At 62.4% G+C, this 21,300-nt stretch carries 20 protein-coding genes and 3 pseudogenes; 13 read left to right on the top strand and 10 right to left on the bottom strand.

What is annotated here, in order from left to right; translation table 11 throughout:
- Nucleotides 1-356 precede the first annotated feature (356 nt).
- Entirely contained in the window at nucleotides 357-605 is a 249-nt protein-coding gene (locus AB3L03_RS28685; RefSeq protein ID WP_368507391.1) for a hypothetical protein, read from the top strand.
- A gap of 166 nt (nucleotides 606-771) precedes the next feature.
- On the top strand, nucleotides 772-1,041 hold the full coding sequence (locus tag AB3L03_RS28690) for a hypothetical protein (RefSeq protein WP_085361079.1): 270 nt from the start codon (nucleotides 772-774) through the stop codon (nucleotides 1,039-1,041).
- Here the strand turns inward: AB3L03_RS28690 and AB3L03_RS28695 are convergent.
- From AB3L03_RS28695 to AB3L03_RS28705, 3 genes and pseudogenes are all read right to left on the bottom strand, one after another.
- The gene (locus AB3L03_RS28695; RefSeq protein WP_368507392.1) at nucleotides 1,035-1,241 is read right to left on the bottom strand and encodes a hypothetical protein; all 207 of its coding nucleotides are present in this window, start codon (nucleotides 1,239-1,241) and stop codon (nucleotides 1,035-1,037) included. The genes AB3L03_RS28690 and AB3L03_RS28695 overlap by 7 nt on opposite strands.
- A complete protein-coding gene (locus AB3L03_RS28700) occupies nucleotides 1,238-1,438 on the bottom strand; it encodes a hypothetical protein (RefSeq protein WP_018454858.1) in 201 nt (66 codons plus the stop codon). The genes AB3L03_RS28695 and AB3L03_RS28700 overlap by 4 nt, the downstream gene beginning before the upstream one ends.
- Before the next feature lie 766 nt (nucleotides 1,439-2,204).
- Nucleotides 2,205-2,880, bottom strand: a pseudogene (locus tag AB3L03_RS28705) (SOS response-associated peptidase).
- Between the two features lie 173 nt (nucleotides 2,881-3,053).
- Here AB3L03_RS28705 and AB3L03_RS28710 point away from each other — a divergent pair.
- The 6 genes from AB3L03_RS28710 (at nucleotide 3,054) to AB3L03_RS28735 (ending at nucleotide 9,840) form a co-directional block, all read left to right on the top strand.
- Entirely contained in the window at nucleotides 3,054-4,277 is a 1,224-nt protein-coding gene (locus AB3L03_RS28710; RefSeq protein ID WP_368507393.1) for a site-specific integrase, read from the top strand.
- Entirely contained in the window at nucleotides 4,274-5,197 is a 924-nt protein-coding gene (locus AB3L03_RS28715; protein WP_368507394.1) for a tyrosine-type recombinase/integrase, read from the top strand. The genes AB3L03_RS28710 and AB3L03_RS28715 overlap by 4 nt, the downstream gene beginning before the upstream one ends.
- Complete coding sequence (locus AB3L03_RS28720; RefSeq protein ID WP_368507395.1) at nucleotides 5,194-6,291, top strand: tyrosine-type recombinase/integrase; 1,098 nt, start codon at nucleotides 5,194-5,196, stop codon at nucleotides 6,289-6,291. The genes AB3L03_RS28715 and AB3L03_RS28720 overlap by 4 nt, the downstream gene beginning before the upstream one ends.
- A 10-nt stretch (nucleotides 6,292-6,301) precedes the next feature.
- Nucleotides 6,302-7,009: an SOS response-associated peptidase gene (locus AB3L03_RS28725; RefSeq protein WP_368509086.1), complete on the top strand. Its 708-nt coding sequence runs from the start codon at nucleotides 6,302-6,304 to the stop codon at nucleotides 7,007-7,009.
- Nucleotides 7,010-7,121: 112 nt separating this feature from the next.
- Nucleotides 7,122-9,275 carry an exonuclease domain-containing protein gene (locus AB3L03_RS28730; protein ID WP_368507396.1) on the top strand — a complete coding sequence of 718 codons (2,154 nt, stop codon included), beginning with the start codon at nucleotides 7,122-7,124 and terminating at the stop codon, nucleotides 9,273-9,275.
- A gap of 301 nt (nucleotides 9,276-9,576) precedes the next feature.
- Nucleotides 9,577-9,840, top strand: coding sequence for a hypothetical protein (locus tag AB3L03_RS28735; protein WP_368507397.1), 264 nt, complete (start codon nucleotides 9,577-9,579; stop codon nucleotides 9,838-9,840).
- A gap of 40 nt (nucleotides 9,841-9,880) precedes the next feature.
- On the opposite strand, the gene AB3L03_RS28740 is transcribed toward AB3L03_RS28735, so the two are convergent.
- A complete protein-coding gene (locus AB3L03_RS28740; protein WP_368507398.1) occupies nucleotides 9,881-10,891 on the bottom strand; it encodes a hypothetical protein in 1,011 nt (336 codons plus the stop codon).
- 342 nt (nucleotides 10,892-11,233) lie between these two features.
- On the opposite strand from AB3L03_RS28740, the gene AB3L03_RS28745 reads away from it, so the two are divergent.
- Entirely contained in the window at nucleotides 11,234-13,225 is a 1,992-nt protein-coding gene (locus AB3L03_RS28745) for a protein-L-isoaspartate(D-aspartate) O-methyltransferase (RefSeq protein WP_368507399.1), read from the top strand.
- A gap of 119 nt (nucleotides 13,226-13,344) precedes the next feature.
- Here the strand turns inward: AB3L03_RS28745 and AB3L03_RS28750 are convergent, their stop codons facing one another.
- Together AB3L03_RS28750 and AB3L03_RS28755 are read right to left on the bottom strand one after the other, a co-directional pair.
- Nucleotides 13,345-13,593 (bottom strand): hypothetical protein, encoded by a 249-nt coding sequence (locus tag AB3L03_RS28750; protein ID WP_247392925.1) that lies wholly within the window; start codon nucleotides 13,591-13,593, stop codon nucleotides 13,345-13,347.
- 16 nt (nucleotides 13,594-13,609) lie between these two features.
- Nucleotides 13,610-14,527: a Ku protein gene (locus tag AB3L03_RS28755; protein WP_368507400.1), complete on the bottom strand. Its 918-nt coding sequence runs from the start codon at nucleotides 14,525-14,527 to the stop codon at nucleotides 13,610-13,612.
- Nucleotides 14,528-14,708: 181 nt separating this feature from the next.
- On the opposite strand from AB3L03_RS28755, the gene AB3L03_RS28760 reads away from it, so the two are divergent.
- Both AB3L03_RS28760 and AB3L03_RS28765 read left to right on the top strand, forming a co-directional pair.
- Nucleotides 14,709-14,921 carry a hypothetical protein gene (locus AB3L03_RS28760; protein ID WP_368507401.1) on the top strand — a complete coding sequence of 71 codons (213 nt, stop codon included), beginning with the start codon at nucleotides 14,709-14,711 and terminating at the stop codon, nucleotides 14,919-14,921.
- A 1-nt stretch (nucleotide 14,922) separates the two neighbouring features.
- Nucleotides 14,923-15,170 (top strand): annotated as a pseudogene (locus AB3L03_RS28765) (hypothetical protein).
- Nucleotides 15,171-15,208: 38 nt separating this feature from the next.
- Here AB3L03_RS28765 and AB3L03_RS28770 read toward each other — a convergent pair.
- Nucleotides 15,209-15,673 (bottom strand): hypothetical protein, encoded by a 465-nt coding sequence (locus AB3L03_RS28770; RefSeq protein ID WP_247392923.1) that lies wholly within the window; start codon nucleotides 15,671-15,673, stop codon nucleotides 15,209-15,211.
- Between the two features lie 500 nt (nucleotides 15,674-16,173).
- Between AB3L03_RS28770 and ligD the strand changes: the two genes are divergently transcribed.
- Both ligD and AB3L03_RS28780 read left to right on the top strand, forming a co-directional pair.
- Nucleotides 16,174-17,991 carry a DNA ligase D gene (ligD, locus tag AB3L03_RS28775; protein WP_368507402.1) on the top strand — a complete coding sequence of 606 codons (1,818 nt, stop codon included), beginning with the start codon at nucleotides 16,174-16,176 and terminating at the stop codon, nucleotides 17,989-17,991.
- A 5-nt stretch (nucleotides 17,992-17,996) separates the two neighbouring features.
- Nucleotides 17,997-18,512 carry a hypothetical protein gene (locus AB3L03_RS28780; RefSeq protein ID WP_368507403.1) on the top strand — a complete coding sequence of 172 codons (516 nt, stop codon included), beginning with the start codon at nucleotides 17,997-17,999 and terminating at the stop codon, nucleotides 18,510-18,512.
- Between the two features lie 25 nt (nucleotides 18,513-18,537).
- Here AB3L03_RS28780 and AB3L03_RS28785 read toward each other — a convergent pair.
- From AB3L03_RS28785 to AB3L03_RS28795, 3 genes and pseudogenes are all read right to left on the bottom strand, one after another.
- A pseudogene (locus AB3L03_RS28785) lies at nucleotides 18,538-18,798 on the bottom strand (IS110 family transposase); the annotation flags it as partial.
- 102 nt (nucleotides 18,799-18,900) lie between these two features.
- Nucleotides 18,901-20,673, bottom strand: a complete 1,773-nt coding sequence (locus tag AB3L03_RS28790) for an adenylate/guanylate cyclase domain-containing protein (protein WP_368507404.1) — start codon at nucleotides 20,671-20,673, stop codon at nucleotides 18,901-18,903.
- A gap of 254 nt (nucleotides 20,674-20,927) precedes the next feature.
- Nucleotides 20,928-21,128 carry a hypothetical protein gene (locus tag AB3L03_RS28795; RefSeq protein WP_007604862.1) on the bottom strand — a complete coding sequence of 67 codons (201 nt, stop codon included), beginning with the start codon at nucleotides 21,126-21,128 and terminating at the stop codon, nucleotides 20,928-20,930.
- Nucleotides 21,129-21,300: the final 172 nt, after the last annotated feature.

The raw sequence follows: 21,300 nt of genomic DNA on the forward strand, positions 1-21,300 counted from the left end.
GCCGAAACTAAGGCGTCGAAAAGAAACGGCCCCAGCCCGGGGGGCGAGCTGAGGCCGTGGGGGCGCCGGTCGTGCATCCGGACCGACGCGCGAATAACTTTTTGATCCCAGAAGCTGTTCCTACTTCAGGCGAGCGTGGACATCGCGCGACGCGACGAAACACGCCTGAAACAGTGCTGAAACCCGATTGTCTCGAACGCCCCGCCCGTTGCGCCCGACCAACCTAGCGAAAAGGAGATCATCATGATCCAGGTTGGCTCGAAGGAAGAAGTCGCGTTTTTGCTCGCTCTGTTCGGCACCCACACCCAGCCGGTGAAGCGGCCGGCGAAATCGCGGCAGGCGTGAGGCGCTGATCCATGCCAGGCTTGGCCGAATGCCAGAGCCTCTTGCGGCTTCTGATCGCAAGGGGCGACCCGAAGGCCATCCCGCTCGCGACCGGCGCCATCGATCAATATCTGAACACCGCGCCGGTGTGCATGCGCGGCCGTGGCCTGCGCGTGCTCCAGCGCGACGCGCTCGACCAGCATGGCACTGCGGTCGGCGTGCAGCGCTCGTTCGCGGAAACGGTGGGTGCCTACATCGTCGGGAAGCTTGCGGAGGAGTGAGGGGGCCGAATGTCGTTTCGCCCTGTCGCTTTCGGCTTCCTGAAGAGGCACGAACGCGGCAGGAGGGAACCGCGAAGTTCCCGGAACCCATTGATCCCCATAGATTTTTTCACGGCTTCCGGAAACCTTTGTCCGCTTCGGACCTATTAGGGCAAAGGATGTTGCAATGCCCCGATATTATTTCGACCTGCGCGACGACACCGGTGTAGCGCTCGACGAGGAAGGCTTGGAGCTGGCCAGCTGGCGCGCCGTTCAGGCGGAGGCCGCCAAGTCGGTCGCGGACATGGCGCGCGATGCCATCCTCTCCGCGCCTGCCGCGGGCGGCAGGCAGACCATGGCGATCGACGTTCGCGATGCCAGGGGTCCCGTGATGCAGGTCAAGTTCTCGTTCGCGATCGAGACCTTCAGGACGCCTGCGGCATCACGCGATCATTGACGCGTGAGAACGCCGGGCGGGGATTGCTCGGGCTCGAGCACGGCGATCTTGCGGCCGAGCTGCCAGACCTCGACCTTGCCGAGCCGCGTGAACTGCTGCGCGAAGGTGAGGGCGATCGCATCCGACGCGGCCTCGAACGCTTCGGCGGAGCGGAAGACGCCGTTGTCGCCGACCAGGTAAGCGCGATATTGCTGGGTCATGTCGGCGGCCTCAGCCCTGGCGATTGCAGCCAGGCGGCAATATGCATGGCGGTCTCGTCCTGCCGCGCCTGGCGCAGCAGCATCTCGCGGCGGCGCCCCGGCGCGAGCGTGCGCGCCTCCTCGCGCAGCCGCGCGGCCTCCGCGGCGAGCCGTTCGTCGAGTGTCGTGGTCTGCTTGAATCGTCGTCGCTTCTGCATGCACGTCTCCCTCGTTCTTATGGGGCGGGAGCAATTTCGGCGGTCTCATCACCGGGTCGATGCCAACTGCCTTGCGGTGATGGATCAATCCTCGCGCTTCTGGTGGCGAGAGGAAATATCATATGATATGTTGGCGGATTTAATTGCGCGAGCAAATTCAGCGACTTGAGCGCGTTACTCATCTTGAGTGCTTGTGAGCAATGTGCACTTTTGGACAGAGGCGAGCTCAGCTCGCGCGGGACGGGACGCGCCGGATGATCAGCGCGGGATGTGTGGTCTCTGCGCCGGCTCGAGCGCTGCCCAGCTCAACGCAGCAAAGCCGATGACATCATCACGCGCGAGAAGATTTCAGAACAACGTGCGTGTGGCCCGCCACCCAACGCGGGCGAGAGGATATTGACAGTGTTCGCGTTGTTCTAGGAAATTAAAAATTCAACCTGTGGGCGAATGACAAAAGTGTATCTGATCTCGTTCCCAAAATTTGTGCGGGGTAGCCGATGAGCAATTCACTGCTCGCTTTGGTCCTGTTGGACACGCCGGCAACGCCGGACATGTCGGCGCTTGCGAAGGCCCTCCGCGCTCGACATCCTGAACTGGCAACTGAGGTTGCAGAGAATGGAGACGCGCAACAGGCTCAGGCAAACTCGCCGCCGGCGATACGTTTGGTCGCGACTCGCGCGAGCGCTTCTCGGCTCGTTATCAGGCCTCCGATCGATTCGAAGGCTTGCCCGTTCTTTTCTGTGCCGATGGCTCGGCATAATCAGCGTTAACCCAGCTCGCCCGATCTTACGGCTGTAGCAGTGGTGAACGCATCTTCCTTCTCGATGCCGCGCGCAACAATCTTCAAGCTTTCATCCGGCAGCGGCCGTTGCAGTGCTTTGGCTTCATCCCACGGCGCCCTCAGCCAAATCTCTCGCTCTTCCGCTGTAGTCAGGATCACCGGCATTGCCTTCGGATGGATTGGCTCCACGACCGCATTCGGCGTCGTGGTAAGAAAACCGTACACCTGATGCGGTCCGGGGATCGGCTTCGACTTGGTGCCGCGATCACCATTGAAAGTCGTCCAGATCCCGGCGAACGCGAACAGCGGCCGGGCGTCCGGCGAGCGCAAACCACACGATGTCTTTCTTCTTCGTCTCCGGGTTGGGCTCCGGCGCGTATTCGGCAAAGCTGTTGAGTGGCACGAGGCAGCGGTGCTCCGGCTTGAGCCACGCGCGCCAGTGCGGCGACGAGGTGTTGCGAATGTTCGTGACGGGCGGGCCGCCGGTACGCGGAGGGGGCGGCATGCCCCAGCGCATCAGCACCATCTCTCGCTCGCCGCCCGCATCGCGAATGATTGGCGCGGGGTAATCCGGAAACACACCCGGCATTGGCGCCAAATTGCCGACTTACCGGTTGACGACCCGGAACAGCGCGCTGATGGCGGCCTGGTTGGTGGTGATGGAGTACAGGTTATGCCGACGTCGGCATAATCTCTACTATGCCGACCTCGGGATTATGCCGACCATTGGCTCTGAACGGGCTCTGGCGGCGGCGATCGCTGCGTTAGAGTCGGCATAATCCGATTGGTCTCACAGCGTACAGTCTCCCCCTTGCCAATTGAAGGGAGGCTTTCATGTTGATTGATCTGTCACGAGTTGGGGTTTCGGGTCCGCTTTCGGCATTCGCGACTGGGTTTGCCGACCACATGACACGACAAGGCTATAACCCACACCAGACCCGCCTGCACTTATTGCTGCTAAACCACCTGAGCAATTGGCTTGCGAGCGAGGGGCTCGTTGTAGGGGAACTGCGCACAAAGGAAGTAGAGCGGTTTCAGCTCAGCCGTGATGAAGCGGGTTACAGCTTTCTTCGCTCTATCAGAGCGATGCAGCCGATCCTCGGTTACCTGCGCGGTCTTGGGATCGCACCGCCGGCCTCGTCACCTCCGGTCAGCGGAGTGCTTGAAGCGGCCCTGGCGCGATACCGAGGTTACTTGATACTTGAACGTGGCATCAGGAATGCGTCAGCGTCCCGGTATATTGAACTGATGCGTCCCTTCCTTCAAACCAAGGTCTCGCCGGACGGCCTTACTCTGGACCTTCGAAGCCTGACGGCGGCTGACGTCATTTCCTTTGTGGTGACAAACTGCCCTCGCCTCAGCCCTGGGACGGCCGGGTTGACAGTGTCGGCCCTTCGATCACTACTCGGTTTTCTTTACGTCGACGGCGTTATCGATCGGTCACTCGTGTCTGCGGTACCGACCGTTCCCGGTCGGCGATTAACCGGATTGCCGAAGGGATTGGCCGCTGACCAAGTGCAGCGCCTTCTGGCGTCCTGCGACACCAGCACCCGAAGTGGCTGTCGTGACTTCGCGGTCCTGACCATGCTTGTTCGCCTGGGCTTGCGGGCAGGCGAAGTCGCCAAACTGCAGCTTGAGCATATCGATTGGCGAGGCGGCGAGATCGTGATTGCCCACAGCAAAGGCAATCGCACCGAACGACTGCCATTGCCTGCAGACGTCGGCGAAGCAATCGCGGCTTACTTGCATCACAGCCGTCCCGCAAGCACGCAAGGCCGAATGGTGTTTGCACGGATCACAGCTCCGCATCACGCTCTCACCACTGGCGCGGTAACGCAGATTGTTCGCCACGCTGGCGAACGGTGCGGCTTTGAACCGATCCATGCTCACCGGCTGCGTCACACCGCAGCGACTCTGATGCTACGCGGCGGTGCATCGCTGCCCGAGATCGGACAACTCCTGCGCCACCGCAACGCCATTACGACATCGATCTATGCCAAGGTCGATCGCGATGCTCTGCGGTCGATCGCTCGCCCCTGGCCGGGTGTCGTCGCATGAACGCTCTCCGCAAGGCTCTCGCAGACTACTTTGTGGTTCGCCGCGCCCTCGGCTTTAAGCTCTATCGAGCCGAGAAGCTCCTCGGTCAGTTTCTCACCTTCGTCGAGGATCGCGGCGAAGATCATCTGACAACCGAGGCGGCGCTCGCTTGGGCGACGCTTCCTAAGCGCGGTCGAACCTGGGCATTTGCCCGGCTTTCCGTTGTTCGCCGCTTCGCTAAACACCTGCGCGGGATCGACCCCGCGACCGAGGTGCCCCCGACCCACTTGCTGGTGCAGCAAAAGGGCCGAGCAACGCCCTACCTATATTCGGAGTCGGATATCGCGGCCCTCATCGCCGCGGCCGGGACGCTGCGGACACCGCACCGAGTGGCGACATTTCGGACATTGATCGCCTTGCTTGCAGTGACCGGAATGCGGGTTGGGGAAGCGATCGGCCTCGACCGCGACGATTTTGACTCCGTCATTGGACTACTCACTATCCGGAACGCAAAGTTCGGCAAGTCTCGCCAATTACCGCTGCATCCGAGCACGGTGGCTGCACTGGTTGATTATCTGCGTCGAGACGACCGTCCGACAAACTCGTCGAATACGCCGGCACTGCTGGTCACTACGGTTGGCACCAGATTCCACTACATGGGTATCCAGCCCGTCTTTCGTCAAATTGTGGATGTCGCCGGCCTGAAGCCGCGCTCTGCCTCATGCCGTCCGAGGCTGCATGATCTGCGGCATGGATTTGCCGTCAATACCATCCTTGACGGATATCGAGATGGCAGGGAGCCGGGGAACCGGATCGCGTTGCTGTCGACCTACCTCGGCCACGTCGATCCTGTCAGCACATATTGGTATCTTTCAGATGCGCCGGAGTTGCTGACGCTGGTTGGTGATCGTTTGGAGCGGCACCTCGGAGGTGCCGCATGACCGCACTTGCCCCAACCCTGCAAGCGTTCTTCACGGAACGCCTCATCCGCCAGCGCCAGGCTAGTCTCCATACACTTGCAGCCTACCGGGACACGCTGCGGCTGCTGCTGATTTTCGCGTCCGCGAGGAAGGACGTCGAACCATCGAAGCTGGACATCCACGATCTTGATGCGCCGCTCATCGGCGCCTTCCTCGACCATCTTGAGAAGCAGCGCGAGAATAGTGCGCGCACCCGCAATGCTCGACTTGCCGCCGTCCGTTCGCTGTTCCGGTACGCAGCGCTTCGACATCCCGAGCATGCCGCCGTAATCGAGCGGGTGCTTGCCATTCCACGCAAGCGTTTCGACCGAAGGCTCGTCACTTTCCTGATCGAACCTGAACTCGATGCGCTGTTCCGCGCACCCGACCGCTCGACCTGGACCGGGCGGCGCGACCATACCCTGCTTACGCTCGCGGCCCAAACGGGCCTGCGCGCGTCAGAATTGATCGGCCTTCGCATCAGCGATGTTCATCTCGGCACTGGCGCCCATATCAGTTGCATGGGGAAAGGACGGAAGTTGCGGATCACACCGATTACCGCGGGTATGGTCGCCCTCCTGCGTGTTTGGCTCGCCGAGCGCGCGGGTCTTCCGGCGGAGCCACTTTTCGTCACCCGATCGGGAACGTCACTCAGCCGTGACGCCCTCGAACATCGGCTCGCCAAATACGTTCAGATCGCAACCCCCGCCTGTCCGTCGTTGGGACAGAAATCCATCAGCATGCATGTGTTGCGTCATAGCGCCGCGATGCGACTGCTGCGGGCAGGAATTGAGACCTCGGTGATAGCACTTTGGCTCGGCCACGAGCAGGTCGAAACCACCCACATCTACCTACACGCTGATATGGGAATCAAGGAACGCGCACTGGCCGCGACAGCTCCAGCGGTAGCCACCCCCGGTCGTTTTCGACCGAATGACAAGCTTCTCGCATTTCTGGAGGCGCTGAGATTATGCCGACTCCAACGCAGCGATCGCCGCCGCCAGAGCCCGTTCAGAGGCAATGGTCGGCATAATCCCGAGGTCGGCATAGTACAGATTATGCCGACGTCGGCATAATCTCTATTCGATCACCACCAACCAGGCCGCCATCAGCGCGCTGTTCCGCGTCGTCAACCGGTACGTCGGCAACCTGGCGCCGATGCCCGGCGTCTTTCCGGACTACAAGGCGCCGATCGTCCGGACGGGCCCCGATGGCCGCGAGCTGGCTACCGCGCGCTGGGGCATGCCGTCGTCATCGAAAGCTCTGATGGACGCCACCAAGAAGCGCGCCGAGAAACTGCAAGCGAAGGGCAAGACCGTCGACTTCAAGGAATTGCTCCGGATGGAGCCGGATTCTGGAACGACCAACATCCGCAACGTGAAGAGCAAACACTGGACGCGCTGGCTCGGCGTCGAAAATCGCTGCGCGGTGCCGTTCAACTCGTTCAGCGAGTTCAACAAGGCCGAGGGCGGCGACGTCTGGTTCGCGCTCGACGAAAGCCGACCGCTACTCTGCTTTGCTGGCATCTGGACCAACTGGACGTCGGTCCGGAAGGTCAAGGAGGGAGAGACTACGAACGACCTCTACGCTTTCCTGACGACGGAGCCTAACGCGGAGGTCGGCGCGATCCACCCGAAGGCCATGCCGGTGATCCTCACGACGCCGGAAGAGGTCGAGACCTGGATGACCGCGCCTCCGGACGAGGCGCTGAAGCTGCAGCGGCCTCTTCCGGACGGAGCGCTCCGGATCGTGGCACGGGGTCTGAAGGAAGATACCCCGGCTTCGCCTTCCTGACTTCGCGGACACCGAGCGATCGGCGAGTAGGCAGCTGGAGCCCGAGGCACTTGACTTCACTCACAGCATTCGAACAAAAATAGAACAAACGATTCCAGCCGCGAAGGTCCGCTTGGCCAAACTGCCGCAACTGCCTGTTTACTATTATCTCAACCATTTCGCCGAAATGCTCGGGTTCGTGCAGAGGACGTACGAACCCGTTCTTGGCCCTGATCATCACGCTTTCATAGCGCGCTTCGAGGGCCTTTCGAGAGATGCCCGATGCCTGTTGATCCGCATGATCAACCGGCGTGGTGCGATATTCAATCGGTCCCTGTTCGACTACCCCGAGATCGACGATATCGAGCAGGCCACGTCGGATCTGATGATGGCCGGTCATGCCCGGGTGCTCGGCGAAGTCGACTATCCCGGGTTCGTCGCGTGTCTTCCCAAAGATGTCCTCTTCACCGGAGCACAGGCGGCTGGGCGCAAAGACGTCCGCAAGTCCTGGGCCAAAGCCAAGTTCATCGACTATTATATCGAACAGATCCCATTCTCGACGGCCGCGCAGCACTGCGGCGCCCGGAAATTCATCGCTCTCGACGGCACGCGGCCAATCGAATTCCTGCTCTATCTCTACTTCGGCAAGACCGAGGTGAACCTCAAGAACTTCGCGCTGCGGGACCTGGGCATCCTCCACACCAACCGCGAGACCGCGTTCAGCGCACGTTTCACCGATGCCGAGGAGGCGCTTGCCTCGTTCCACTACAACCAGATTCTCGACAGCCTTGAGGACGGATCGGAGCCTGTCCACAGGCGGGCCGCCATCGACGTGCTGTCCGGGCCTGCCTGCGGGACACAGTACGCCAACAACCTCCGCAGCCGAGCGGCTCATCAGACCGGACTTTTCTTCGAGAAAGCGGGTGAGAGCGATCTTGCGCGGCAGCTCTACCGCGCGGGGTGCTCGCCGGAGTGCAACGAGCGTCTGGTCCGCCTGCTTTACAATACCGGGGATCGCACCGGAGCCGAAGACCTGCTGCAGCGGATGATCGATGATCCCGCCAGCGACGGGGAGCACGTTTTCGCAACTGACTATTACGCTCGCAAGTTCGGAGGGAGGCGCACAGGCGTCTGCACCGAACTGCTGCGGTCCGGGCGAACGATCACCGTCGACGATACCCATCGCGGCAATCCAGAAGCAGGCGTCGCCGGCGTTCTGCGGCGTGAGGGCACCAAGGTTTTCTTCACCGAGAATGTGCTGTGGCACACCCTGTTCGGCCTTCTCTTCTGGGACGAACTCTTCGAGAGCACCCGAATGCCCAGCGGGTTCGACTGGCTACCGCATTGCCTGAAGGACCGAAGCTTCCGTCGGCTCTTCGCGGTGCAGATCGATGAGAAGCTGGCCGCCGTCGCGTCCGGAGCTTCTCTTCCGTTGATCCTACGCACCGTCGCAGCAAAATGGGGCCGCCCGAATGGGATCTTCAACTGGGATCATGTGCAAGTGGAGGCGCTCCGCGCGCTCCTCGAAGGACTCGATGCCCCCGCCATAGCCAGCATCGTCCGCAGCATGTGCGACGATTTCCGCGGCATGCGGGACGGTTTCCCCGACCTGATGCTGGTGCAGGACGGCAAAGCGTCCTTCATGGAGGTGAAGGCGGAGGGGGACGTGATCCGCCGCAACCAGCTGACCCGCCTCCGCCAGCTCGGCGCCGCCGGCATCATCGCTGAGATCGGTCGGGTGGACTATCGTTTCGACCCCGAGCAGGATTACGTGGTGGTCGATATCGAGACGACCGGCTCCTGGTCGAATGGCGATCGCATCACCGAGATCGGCGCGGTGAAGGTTCGCAATCACTGTGTCGTCGACGAGTGGCATTCTCTCATCAATCCTCAGCGTTCCATTCCCGCAAAGATCGTTCAGCTGACCGGCATCACAAACGAAATGGTTCGGGATGCACCTTTGTTCGCGGAGGTAGCGGACCGTTTCATGGAGTTCATGGGGGACGGCATTTTCGTCGCCCATAATGTCAGCTTCGACTACGGTTTCATGGTCTACGAATTCGATAGGATCGCGCGGCGCTTCAAATTCCCGAAGCTCTGTACGTGCGCCGGAATGCGGCGGCGGTATCCGGGACACAAGTCCTACGGACTTGGGAAGCTTTGCGAGATATATGGCATCTCGCTCGATAATCATCATCGAGCCTTATGCGATGCGCGGGCCTCGGCGCAGTTGTTGAATCTCATCAACAAGAAGCGGAGCGAGGAGGGGTACCGCGAGGCAGCGTAGCAATTCATAACCGAGCAGATGCCTGGAAGGGCTGAGCTATCGGTCGCATCTGAGAATTCAGTCGGTTCTAACAACGGTTCTCCGCCATGTGATCCAATTCCAGAGCGCCGCGGTCGGGATGGCAATGCCGAACAGCCTGCAGGGCACTGGCGCCTCATCCCGGCACCGGAAGGTGTCGTTGTGCACAGCGCGCGGAACACGGGGACAAACTCAGCCCTGCCGATTGCGAATCCCTGCTGCATGCTAACCGCCCGGAACGAGAAGACGGGCGAGGGGATTCGTCCCGGCAGGAGCAAGCTCGATGCTGATGACCAAGGAAAAACGGCCGCCGATCAGAACGCTGCGCGGATGGGCGCTCGGTGTGCTGCAGGAGGCGGGCGCCGTCCACGAATGCGAGGAGCATGGCTGGGCAAAGGAGCGGGCCGACCCTCACGCCCGGGAGCGCGCGTTGGACATCGCGAGGCAGGAGCCTCCGGACGGCTTGTCTCCGGACCAGGCTGTCGCCGAGGTCCGCGGAGTGCTGGATTCGATCGGCGATACCTGCCCTGAATGCCCGCCCGACTGAAGCGCACCAACAACCCACGGTCCGATGCCGCTGTCGATGATCAAGGGATCAGGGGCGCTGCCGTGGTGCCAAGATGCTCAGCAGCGGCACGCACCCGCCCAGCGTGCTTTCGCCGCTGCTCAGCGAACTTCGCTGCGTCCACCGACGAACGCACCTTGTAGCCAGCCGCCGTCAAGCGGGCGCACACCCGCGGAACTGCCGCAGCAGTGGTATCGTCAGATTTGGCCTCAAGGCCGATCAGTCCATTCAGATCGTCGATCAGGCGCAATCCTTCGCTTCGGAGCAGGATCGCAGGCGCTCGACTCGCGGGGTCCTCGATCAGCAGTTCGAACATCAGTGCGAGGTCCATCATGGCTCCGAGCGTTGCAGGCCAGCCCGAGCCCACGCCGACCGATCGGAAGTAGATCAGCGATGGATGGGAAGCATGGCTCTGCAGGACGGTGGCGCACCAATCCCGTCCCCTGTAAAGCACGCGCCTGATCTCCTCCGGAGAGTCGAGGTCGGCATAACGCTCCAGCAGTCCGAGAGCCGAGGGCGGCTGACCCGCAGCCGTCGTAAGTTTGAGAATTCCAGCATCGCGGCGGGAAATGCCTTCTTGCACCTGGAGCAGGTATGTGACGGCCATCGTTAGGACCGAAAGGCCCGAAAGGCCGGCTAAGACCAGGGCCCAGCGGGCCGGACCGTGGGCCTCGATGCCGCTCAGCCCCACCGTGCACAACGCGCTTCCGACGATGAAGAGCGCCTCCTGGAAATCGGCCGCTGGAGAGAACCAGTCCCCTAACGCATGCGCGATGAGCCCATACCCGAGCAAGAGAAGCGCCATCCAGATCAGGAAGGAGCCCATGAGGATGGACGGCGCGAAGCTGGTCGACACCCCACTCTTGCCGCGGCGGGCCCACTTCCAAATCGGGAGCGCGACGGTCAGGAGCCGCCGGGCCACGCGCAGCGCGCCCCTACTCTCGCCCGGAACCACCACCGTGTCGAATACATCGCGTAGTGCGAAGACGACCAGGACCATTCCGGCAGCGATCTCGATGGTCTGCACGATCATAACGGAATGCCAGCGGCGCAGGGCGAACTCCGCCCGAACACGTCACGTCCCCGAACGCGTAGCGAAATGCACCGCGGCCATGACGACCAACACAGCGAGCAGGAAGGTTCCCGCGGAGATCGATCTCCGTCCATGTGACTGGCGGGCCAGATGCATCGGAGCACTCCGATTATCGGCGACCAACCCGGCTGAGTTGCGTTCGTTCCGAAGCGGCCGACGGCCCGTGTCGAGGGGGACCCTAGCGCCGACGCGCCACCCAACCCAATACTTTGTCGTAGGAGGAACCTGTCCGGCTCGTCCCGATTGGCTTGTCGCACCAGAACTCTGACGAACGGCGCGGCCATGGTCGAATTCGCACAGCTTCGCGACCGCATGGTCCAGGTTCAACTTGCACGCCGCGGCATCCGCGATCGGCGCGTTCTGGATGCGATGGCACAGGTCCCTCGAGAGCGGTTCGTGGAAACCGGTTTCGAGGAATTCGCCTACGAGGACGGCGCGCTGCCGATCGCGAACGCGCAGACCATCTCGCAGCCTTACATCGTCGCGCTGATGACGGAGGCGGCCGAGCTGAAGCCCGCGGACAAGGTGCTCGAGGTCGGAACCGGTTCGGGCTATGCGGCGGCGGTCGCATCGCGGCTCGCCAGAACGGTTCACACCGTCGAGCGCCATCGCGCCCTAGCCACGACCGCCGCCGAGCGGCTTGCGGCGCTCGGCTATGACAATTGCGTCGTCCATACAGGCGACGGCACCGGCGGATTGCCGGAAGAGGCGCCGTTCGATTCGATTCTCGTCGCGGCCGGCGGTCCGGAAGTACCGGACGCGCTCAAGGGCCAATTGGCCATTGGGGGGCGTCTCGTCATCCCAATCGGCGATTTGGAGCACGAACAATCGCTGCTGCGGATCACGCGCCGGAGCGACACCCAATACGACGAAGAAGCCTTCGGGGCCGTTCGCTTCGTGCCCCTGATCGGAGAGCACGGATGGGCCGAGGACGGCACGCGCTCCGCCAGCAATCACGTCCCTGGGCGTACGCGCTTCCGCTCGCTCACCGACATGATCGGCGCCGCCCTCGAACCGCTGCCGGCTTTCGACGATCCCGCCTTCGGCGCCTTCTTCGATCGCTTTGCGCAGTCCCGGGTCGTGCTGCTGGGCGAAGCCAGCCACGGCACGTCGGAGTTCTACGGGGCGCGCGCTGCGATCACGCGGCGCCTGATCGAGAAGCACGGGTTCACGACCGTCGCGGTGGAAGCCGATTGGCCGGACGCCGCGGCGGTCGACCGCTACGTTCGCCACCGGTCGTCACGCGGTTCGGGCGAGAAGCCGTTCGAACGCTTCCCGACCTGGATGTGGCGAAACACCGACGTCGCCGCTTTCGTCGACTGGATGCGCGAGCACAACGAAAGCAAGCCGGCAGGCGAGCGGGCCGGATTCTTCGGGCTCGACATCTACAACATGCGGAGCTCGATCGCGGCCGTTCTCGCCTACCTAGATGGTGTAGATCCACAAGCCGCGGCCGTGGCGCGCGAGCGCTACGGATGCCTAACCCCTTGGCAGCGCGAACCTTCGACCTACGGCCGTGCCGTCCTGACCGAAGCCTATCGGAAATGCGAGGCGGAGGTGGTTCGCCAGTGCCAGGACATCCTGGGAAAGCAACTCGACTACGCCGCGAACGACCCGGACAGCTTCCTGGACGCTGCGCAGAACGCGCGGTTGATCGCCTCCGCCGAGCGCTACTACCGGATCATGTACTATGGCGGGGCCGAATCCTGGAACCTGCGCGACACGCACATGTTCGAAACCTTGGGCCATATCTTGGACGCCCAGGGGCCGCGATCCAAGGCGGTGGTCTGGGCGCATAATTCTCATATCGGCGACGCACGCTTCACCGAGATTGGGGCGGTCCGCAAGGAGCTCAACATCGGTCAGCTTTGTCGAGAGAAGTTCGCCGAGGCGGCGTCCCTGGTCGGCTTCGGCACCCATACCGGCACCGTGGCCGCCGCGTCGGACTGGGACGGCGAGATGGAAGTGATGCAGGTGCGGCCCTCTCGACCGGACAGCTACGAGCGGCAGTTCCACGACGCTGGTGTGCCGCGCGGCCTGCTCGAATTCCGCCGGGACGAGAGCCTTCGGCGTCGCTTGCTCGGGCCGCGCCTCGAACGGTTCATCGGCGTCATCTACCGGCCGAACACCGAACTGCAAAGCCATTACGCCGAAGCGTCGCTGCCTCAGCAGTTTGATGCATTCTTGTGGTTTGATGAGACGAAGGCAGTCAGGCCCTTGGGACCGGAACATCGCCGCGCCGGCGTCCCGGATACCTATCCGTTCGGACTCTGACGGTGAGGTCTCCGACCAGCGAGTGCCCTCGGAACTCAGGAACCGCCCTCAGACGTGCCGAGATGCACTGCGACCACAAGGTCAAGCCCGCGACCAGGCGGGCACTGCCGGCGAAAGGTCTAGCGCCGGCGCGCGACCCATACACCGAGCAGGAACGCTACGCACAGCGACTGCAGCGGCGCCTTCAAGGTCACCTCGCGAAGTTTGTCGACCCAGCGCATCGCGGCATCCCGCGACGTCGGCCGCAGCGGGCGCCGGCTCGTTTCCGCCTCGGCGCGCAATCTCGCCGCGGACACATGATCGACGCCGTCCTGTTCGTTCGTCAGGCCGGACGCTTCCGTCATTGCCGAGGCTTCTTTCATATCCATGCGGCTCTCCTATTTGTCAGGCGGACTTCCGCTGCGACCTGGCCGCCGGCTTCTTCGCCCCCGCCTCCTTCGCGGGCTTCTTGCCGGCGATCGGCATCAGCATCTCCTTCTGGCCTGCAGCAGCCTTCCGTGGCTTCTTGGCGGCCTTCGCCGGCGCGGCCTCCTGACCTACGCTCCGCCGCAGCGCCTCCATCAGGTTGACCACGTTGGTCGCGGCGGGCTTTTCCTTGGGCGTGATCGGCTTGCCGGCGCGCTTCTGGTTGATGAGCTCGATCAGCGCGGTCTCGTAGTGGTCCTCGAACTTCTCCGGCTCGAAGTTGCCCGCCTTCTGGTTCACGATGTGCCTCGCGAGATCGAGCATGTCCTTGGTCACCTTCACGTCCTGGATCTCGTCGAAATACTCCTGCTCGGAGCGCACTTCGTAGGGATAGCGCAGCAGCGTGCCGACGAGACCCTTGTCCATCGGTTCGAGCGCGATGATGTGCTCGCGGTTGGTCAGCACCACCCGCCCGATCGCGACCTTGTCCATCTCCCGGATAGTCTCGCGGATCACGGCGAAGGCGTCATGGCCGACCTTGCCGTCCGGACGGATGTAGTAGGGCCGGATGAGGTATCGCGGGTCGATGTCGGACTTGTCGACGAACTCGTCGATCTCGATGGTGCGCGTGGACTCAAGCGCAATCTCCTCGAGCTCCTCCTTCGTGACCTCGATGAACTGATCCTTCTCGAGCTGGTAGCCCTTGACGATGTCCTCGTTTGGCACCTCGTCGCCCGTGTCGGCGTCGACCTTGAGGTACTTGATGCGGTGGCCGGTCTGCCGGTTGAGCTGGTTGAACGAGATCTTCTCGCTCTCCGACGTCGCCGGATAGAGCGCGACCGGGCAGGTGACGAGGGACAGACGCAGGAAGCCTTTCCAGTTTGCTCGCGGGGCCATGGTTACGCAACGCTCCAGGTAAGGGTACTTGGATCAAGACGAACGGCGCGACACAGTTCCGACACTGCTCGCTGGCGTCCACCGCCAAATTGAGGGCACGCCCGGTCAAGCGCCTGGCAGACGTGGCGGGCGCGCTTGACTCTTACGAACAAAATGAGAACATGCACCGATGACCCAACCCATGGCATCCGAACCGGCCAGCTTCGACTTGGAGGACGCCGCCGACCAGGCGATTGCGGCCTGTGGGGGCGACGCTCGGGAAGCTCTCAAGGCGCTCATCATCGCGAATGGCTTCCTGGAGACGCAGGTGGAAGAGCTGCGGGCTTCGATTTCTGCCGGCTATTCGCGCGGCCGGTTCGACGTACCGCGCGACCGGAAGGATTGGTACGACTGACATGCCTGCGGTGACCTACTATGTGGCTCTGCCGTTCCTTCCTTCGGATGACGGTATCGCTGCCGGCGAAGCCGTCGAATGCTTCAATCCCAAGCCGCCGTGATGAAGGCCGAGGCGCCTTCGCGAAAGCCTGGCATTGTTGGCGCAGTGGCCTTCAGCCGCAGCGGGGATCCGGCTACAGGCGAATTCGGAGACGCAACCGTGATCCGCAAGTTCGGCGACGTGCCGGAAGACCTGAGCACCTTGTGAAAGGGACGCGCGGAGATGTTCTGCGCGAGCCCCGGCAATTACCTCCCGCTGAGCGATAGGCTCATACGAGTGACGGTGTTGTCCCAGGCGCGCTCCTCTTCTGCGGGATAGTTGATCAGGAGGCAATGGATCAGCCGCCCCGAGAAGTTGCAGCGGTTGTACCAGACCTTGTCGCCCCTGTAGCTGGAGACCGCAAAGAACCGTGGTGTCACTCGCTTGTACTGAATGCGTGAAGGCGGATGTTTTTTGGCGAGAAAGGCCGCGGGTGAATCGTTCTCGACGTTGGGCGCAGCCTGGATCGTGATGTCGGCCCGCCCGTCGGCGGTTCGGAACCGTTGCCCGTAGCCGTCGGGTCGGCCAGCTTCTTCCGTGAAGACCGAAGATGGGAAATCCATCGAGGTGCCGGTCTGGGGAATGGTGTACTTGGTCCATCGCACCGGCTGCGCCGACGCCGTCGCTGTCGAGACGACAAGTGCCAATGCGAGAGCGCTCGTCGATTTCATCGCACTTCCCTCCGACTACCACGGAGCAAAAAGCCGGAACGTCAATTACGTTCCAGACGCCTGTTGCTATGGATTGGCAGCGCGCGAGCTACTCGCCTTCCTCGTGGGGACCTTGGGATCGAGCCTGGTCAGCCTAGTCAGCCCGCCGGGCGAGAACCCGGCACCTCGAAAGGCGACGGTGATAGCGCCTCCGATGCTTTGGGCGCGCGGTGTCAGGCAGCGCGCAACGGGGACGTTGGACGACGGAGCCGGCCGATTTCCTCCGCCTGGCACCTCGGACACCTGAACTGGATTTCGCGTTGCGCGGAAGCGGACTTTTGGATGTTCGCCGCCATAGGCCATGCGCCGCATTGGGGACATTTCTCCAGCAGAGTCTCCGATTCTATCATCGCACTCGCTCCTTCCCGCGCCCACGGCCCGCCAACGCTCGGAGACAAACCGCGTTCCGGACGAGCCTAGGCGAGACACGGAACGAATCAGGGCGACGGCGTTGAATCGGCATGTGTGCCGTGGCGTTGCGTCAGTCTCGTTTGGGAGTATCGCGTGTCCATGGCGCCATCAGAGCTGCTATTCCAGGTTACATCGAGCCGTGTGATCCCACGTTGCGTGAAAAGCCGCCGCGCGGCGAAGACTGGGTCTACGAGATCAAGGCCGACGGTTACCGCGCACAACTGCACTTGGAAGAGGGCGACATCAAAGTTTACTCGCGCACGGGCCTTGACTGGACGGAGCAGTTCTCCTCGATCGCAGCGAGCGCCCACCTGCTCAAGGCAAACAGCGCGATCATGGACGGCGAGGCCGTGGTGTACGGCAGTGGCGGCCTGCCGGATTTCCAGCAGCTCAGGCGGGAGCTCGGCCCGAGGCAAAGCGAGCGCGTGCGTTACCACGCCTTCGATCTCCTGTACCTCGACGGCTACGACCTGCGGGGCGTCGTGTACGAGGAGCGCAAGCGTTTGCTGCAGCGGCTCCTGAAGGGCGCGCCTGAAACCTTCATCTATGTCGAAGGGATTCGGGCGAACGGCAAGCAGATTTTCGAAAACGCTTGTAAGATGGGGCTTGAAGGTCTCGTCGCCAAGCGACTCGGCGAGCCCTATCGCTCGGGGCGGCAGGACAGCTGGGTCAAGCTCAAGTGCAAGAAGAGCGAGACCTTTCCGATTGTCGCGTTCGTCGAGAAGCTGGATGCGCGCCCCCGCAAGGTGGCGTCCCTCTATGTCGGGCGCCACGACCATGGCAAGCTGCTCTACGCCGGCAAGGTGCGTACGGGCTACACCGAGACGACGGCATGCGAATTGCGCGAGCGGCTGGATCCGTTGATTCGGAAGACTTCGCCGCTCGATGTCGCCGTCAAAAAGCCCAAGGCGACGTGGGTCGAGCCTACCCTAGAAATCGAGGTCCAGTATGGCGCGCTGACCGATGATGGTCTGCTTCGCGAAGCCGTGTTCAAGGGTTTTCGAGACGATCTTGCGCTACGCAAGGTCAAGGCGCCGCGGCTGGTGCCGTCCGCAGCCGGCCGGCCGAAGCTGGGTGTCCCCCGAGAGAACATCCTGCAGCTTCTGCCCGACGCCGTTGTGCCGTCAAAAGAAGAACTCGCCGACTACTGGCGCAGGGTGTGGAAGAAAGCCCTCCCGCACCTCGGCCATCGCCCGCTCAAGCTGGTGCGTCGCGTGCACGGCACCACCTTCTACCACAAGGGGCCGCTGCCGAAGGACATTCCGGCCGCCGTGCACCAGCTCCGGATTCAGAAACGCGAGGGCGGCGAAGGCACGCGCCTGTGGGTTGACAGCCTGGAAGGCTTTCTGGGCCTTGTCGAGATCGGGGCGGTCGAGCTGCACCCGTGGAATGCGACTGTCGAGGACTTCGAGCATGCCGACCGCATCGTCATCGATCTCGATCCCGGGGAGGGCGTCGACTGGGATGCCGTCGTGGAGACTGCGCTCGCTCTGCGCACACTGATGAAACGCGAGGGCTTCGAGACCTGGCCCAAGCTCACCGGCGGCAAAGGAATCCATCTGATGGCGCCGCTGGATCAGCCGGTGCTGCACGATAAGGCGCATCGGGTGGCGCATCAGCTGGTGGCCGCTTTCGCAGCGCGCCATCCACACCGCTACCTCTTGTCTGCGCAGGCAAAGCGTCGCGATCGCATCTTCCTCGATTATCTGCGAAATGGCCGCGGTACCACGGCCATCGGCACCTATTCCCCGCGAGCCCGGGAGGGATTTCCGATCGCAGCGCCCGTGACCTGGAAGCGGATCGAGGGCGGGATCGCGCCGGACGCCTTCACCATGGACAGTCCATTCCGCGCCAAGTCGAGAAGGTAAGCCATATGTCAGATGCATTCGATCAATGGGTGGAATGGCGCCACAAACCTCGCCGTGACAGGCGCAACATTCCTGCCGAACTGTACGCCGCGGTGATGTCGCTGCCTGAGGCCGATCGCTCCGACCGGCAAAGGGTGAACGAGGTGGTTCGCAGCCATGATGAAGCTCGCCGCGAGGGCAGAACCGTATGGCTCTACCTCGATTACCACGACCGCGCACCGCGCACGATTGAGGATTCCGGCTTGGTGAAGGTGTTTGCATCGGCCGACGTCGCCGAAAGGTGGCTCAAGGAAAACGACCCCGAAGGCGTAGCCTGGGAGTACGAAGTGGAAGGCGGTCGGGCGCGAGGATCGGTTTGGCTCCACTCGCACGATCCGGAGTCCACAGACATTGGCGACGTCGATTGGGGCAGGCTCTTTGCCTCGCAAGCGTGTGCGGAAAAGTGGGTTGAGCAGAACGATCCGACGGCAAAATTTGGGAGCATCCGGTTCAGGAGTGACGCCCATGAGCGCCTTCGTTGACACGTCGGTATGGTTCGCCGCGCTAGGGACGAACATATTTGGCCGGCATCAACCTGGCATCATGACCAAGCGATGCGAGTTTGCGGCTCAGGTGATGTGCACCGACGCAGGCTTCCATGCCGATGAGGCAAAGGTGTGTTGGCGGGCCGCACTTCCACTTGGCCAACGCGACCACTTTTGCCCGCAGCACGATGGCGCCGCGTGCATTGTGGCCTACGACGTGGAACCAATTCTTGGCGATATCGATTCCGATCACGGCGATCGCGGTATTGGGTGTCTGGCACATGGCGACCTCCATGTCCTTGTCGCCCCTGGCCAGCTTATCGCTGGCGGGACAGGAGCACGGCCGGACCATCTCATTAGTAGAAGTGACAGTCTCGCAGCCAGCCTACTCCTCCGGCACACCTGACAAACGTAGGCCCTCGTAGATGCGCTCGCGCTGCGCCAGGAAAATCGGGTTTTCACTGCGGCGTTCATTGCGAAATCTAGCGACAGTGAAGTTCGGGTCGAGCCGGAGGCCGGCATTCCGCGCTTCTCGCGCCTCCGTCGAGCGGCCGCTGAGTGCTGAGGCCGCCGCCAGAAAGAAATGAGGCATGCCTACATTAGGATTCAACCCGACTGATTTACGTAGCCGGTCCAGGGCAGAGTCGAGCCGGCCGAGGAACAGATCGGCAATCCCAAGCAGGGCGTGCCAGCGATCCAGTCCGGGATCGCGCGGGCTGAGTCGGATTGCGTTTGTGAGACTAGCTTCTGCCTCTTCCGCGCGCCCGAGTAGCACCTTCATGAAGCCTGCGTCGGCGTGCGCCCAGGCAAGATTGTGATCAAGCCCGATCGCGAACTCAAGCTCGCTGAGCGCTCGTTCCGTCGCGCCCGAGACATGCAGGACGTTGGCGTGGACAAAATGGGCAAGAGCGTTGCTAGGGGCCAGCGTCAGTGCCTGAGTGATCGCGGTAAGCGCGATTCGTAGTTGCTCGTCCCGATTGATCGAGGCGAAGGTGCGAAGTTCGTTGCCATGATAGAACGCAACACCGATCAACGCCTCTACGTTTTGGGCGTCCAACTTGAGCGCTTCGTCAAACAGGTCACACGCCGCACGGTCGCGGCGCAGCGACAAGGGTTGGTTGAGGATCGCCCAACCGCGCATGGCTAGATCTACGGCATCCATGTTGTTTGGCCGTTCGCGCTCGGCCCGGCGGCCTTCGGCAGCAACGAGCTCGATGCCAACAGTCCGAGCGAGCCGCGTGGTGATCTCATCTTGCATGTCGAAAATGTCGGCGCGCGGCTTGTCGAAACGTTCGGCCCAAAGGTGTGCGCCGGTTTCTGTGTCGATGAGCTGTGCGTTGACGCGAACGCGGTCGGCGCCGCCCTGCACGCTCCCTTCCATCACGTATCGAACCCCAAGTTCGCGGCCGATCACCCGGACGTCCACTGGCTTGCTTTTGAAGGTGAAGGCCGTGTTGCGAGCTATTACGAAAGCTCCAGGAATGCGGGATAGGTCGGTTGTCAGACTTTCCGTTACACCATCGACGAAGTAGTCCTGCGCGCTGTCGCCATTGAGGTTGACGAAGGGCAGGACGACGATAGAGAGCCGCGGTGCGATGGCGTTGTCCGGCGCCGTTGCTAACGAGCGGGTAGGCGATAGCGTATAGACTTGGACTGGCCCGGCGATATTCTTCAATTTGTGGCGGCCGCGATCTTGCGCCGCGATATCGATCTTGCCACGTACCTGGTCATAGGCGGCACTGGACAGGCAAATACCGCCAGGCTCGGCAATCCCCTCCAATCGCGCCGCCACATTGACCGCATCTCCCATGAGATCGCCGTCTTCCTCCACGACCACGTCACCAACATTGATGCCGATGCGGAATTCAATGCGCTTATCCGGCGCTAGGTCGGCGTTGCTCCCGGCCAAGGCCCGCTGCACATCGATCGCCGTACGAACCGCATCCACAACCGACGCGAACTCGGCCAGCAAACCGTCTCCAGTAGTTTTGACGATGCGACCTCGATGGGCAGTGATGGCGGGATCGATCAAGTCCTTGCGAAGGTCCCGGAGGCGATCGAGCGTACCTTCCTCGTCACTGCCCACAAGCCGACTGTAGCCGACTGCATCGGCCGCCAGGATCGTGGTCAACCGTCGGATTTGCCGGTCGATCGCCAAGTCGCCCTCCTGGATGATCGAGGCCAGTCTACGCAGTTGGCTGTGGGTGCCAAGGAATTTCACATCTTGGACGAACTTCGAGGTGGCCGGTCGGGACCTAAGTCTGACCTCTGGTGAGATGCCGCCGGATATCAGAGGCAGAGCGGACGTCGTAGCGCCCTGAGTCAGCGGAGATTTTTGACTGACACCGTAGTATGGTGGCGCCGGGGGCGCTTCTTGCGGCCTATGACGAACCTCGGCTCGGAGGGAGCAGGTTAGTTCCGCAGGATCGGCGCCTCGCGAAGTGCACTCCTGCCGATCTGCTTCAGCCCGTCGACCGATGTCTCGCCCTTGCTGGCGGCTTCGAGGATCATGGAGGCGACGTGGGTGCGGGCAGAGGTCTCATAGCGTGACACGCTCTCGCACACTTCGTCGAGGACCGCGCGCAAAAGCGCGGTGGTTTCAGAATCGAACATTGGAGGTCTCCCCAGCGAAAGCGGGATCTTGCATGAACCCGCCCAGACTGGGATTCACGCAAGTTAGTGATGACGAAAAATTCTGCGGGAGGACGAGGAGGAATGAGCGTGGCCTCGCCTTTTGGGGGCTGGGGGGCTTGGGGGCGGAGCCACGCAGGCCATGCATTCGCGC

It is taken from the genome of Bradyrhizobium lupini (assembly GCF_040939785.1).
Taxonomy (GTDB): domain Bacteria; phylum Pseudomonadota; class Alphaproteobacteria; order Rhizobiales; family Xanthobacteraceae; genus Bradyrhizobium; species Bradyrhizobium canariense_D.

Coding starts and splice junctions, on each gene's coding strand:
- AB3L03_RS28685 (WP_368507391.1), top strand. CDS start 357: ATGCCAGGCTTGGCCGAATGCCAGAGCCTCTTGCGGCTTCTGATCGCA.
- AB3L03_RS28690 (WP_085361079.1), top strand. CDS start 772: ATGCCCCGATATTATTTCGACCTGCGCGACGACACCGGTGTAGCGCTC.
- AB3L03_RS28695 (WP_368507392.1), bottom strand. CDS start 1,241: ATGACCCAGCAATATCGCGCTTACCTGGTCGGCGACAACGGCGTCTTC.
- AB3L03_RS28700 (WP_018454858.1), bottom strand. CDS start 1,438: ATGCAGAAGCGACGACGATTCAAGCAGACCACGACACTCGACGAACGG.
- AB3L03_RS28710 (WP_368507393.1), top strand. CDS start 3,054: ATGTTGATTGATCTGTCACGAGTTGGGGTTTCGGGTCCGCTTTCGGCA.
- AB3L03_RS28715 (WP_368507394.1), top strand. CDS start 4,274: ATGAACGCTCTCCGCAAGGCTCTCGCAGACTACTTTGTGGTTCGCCGC.
- AB3L03_RS28720 (WP_368507395.1), top strand. CDS start 5,194: ATGACCGCACTTGCCCCAACCCTGCAAGCGTTCTTCACGGAACGCCTC.
- AB3L03_RS28735 (WP_368507397.1), top strand. CDS start 9,577: ATGCTGATGACCAAGGAAAAACGGCCGCCGATCAGAACGCTGCGCGGA.
- AB3L03_RS28740 (WP_368507398.1), bottom strand. CDS start 10,891: ATGATCGTGCAGACCATCGAGATCGCTGCCGGAATGGTCCTGGTCGTC.
- AB3L03_RS28745 (WP_368507399.1), top strand. CDS start 11,234: ATGGTCGAATTCGCACAGCTTCGCGACCGCATGGTCCAGGTTCAACTT.
- AB3L03_RS28750 (WP_247392925.1), bottom strand. CDS start 13,593: ATGGATATGAAAGAAGCCTCGGCAATGACGGAAGCGTCCGGCCTGACG.
- AB3L03_RS28755 (WP_368507400.1), bottom strand. CDS start 14,527: ATGGCCCCGCGAGCAAACTGGAAAGGCTTCCTGCGTCTGTCCCTCGTC.
- AB3L03_RS28760 (WP_368507401.1), top strand. CDS start 14,709: ATGGCATCCGAACCGGCCAGCTTCGACTTGGAGGACGCCGCCGACCAG.
- AB3L03_RS28770 (WP_247392923.1), bottom strand. CDS start 15,673: ATGAAATCGACGAGCGCTCTCGCATTGGCACTTGTCGTCTCGACAGCG.
- ligD (WP_368507402.1), top strand. CDS start 16,174: ATGTGTGCCGTGGCGTTGCGTCAGTCTCGTTTGGGAGTATCGCGTGTC.
- AB3L03_RS28780 (WP_368507403.1), top strand. CDS start 17,997: ATGTCAGATGCATTCGATCAATGGGTGGAATGGCGCCACAAACCTCGC.
- AB3L03_RS28795 (WP_007604862.1), bottom strand. CDS start 21,128: ATGTTCGATTCTGAAACCACCGCGCTTTTGCGCGCGGTCCTCGACGAA.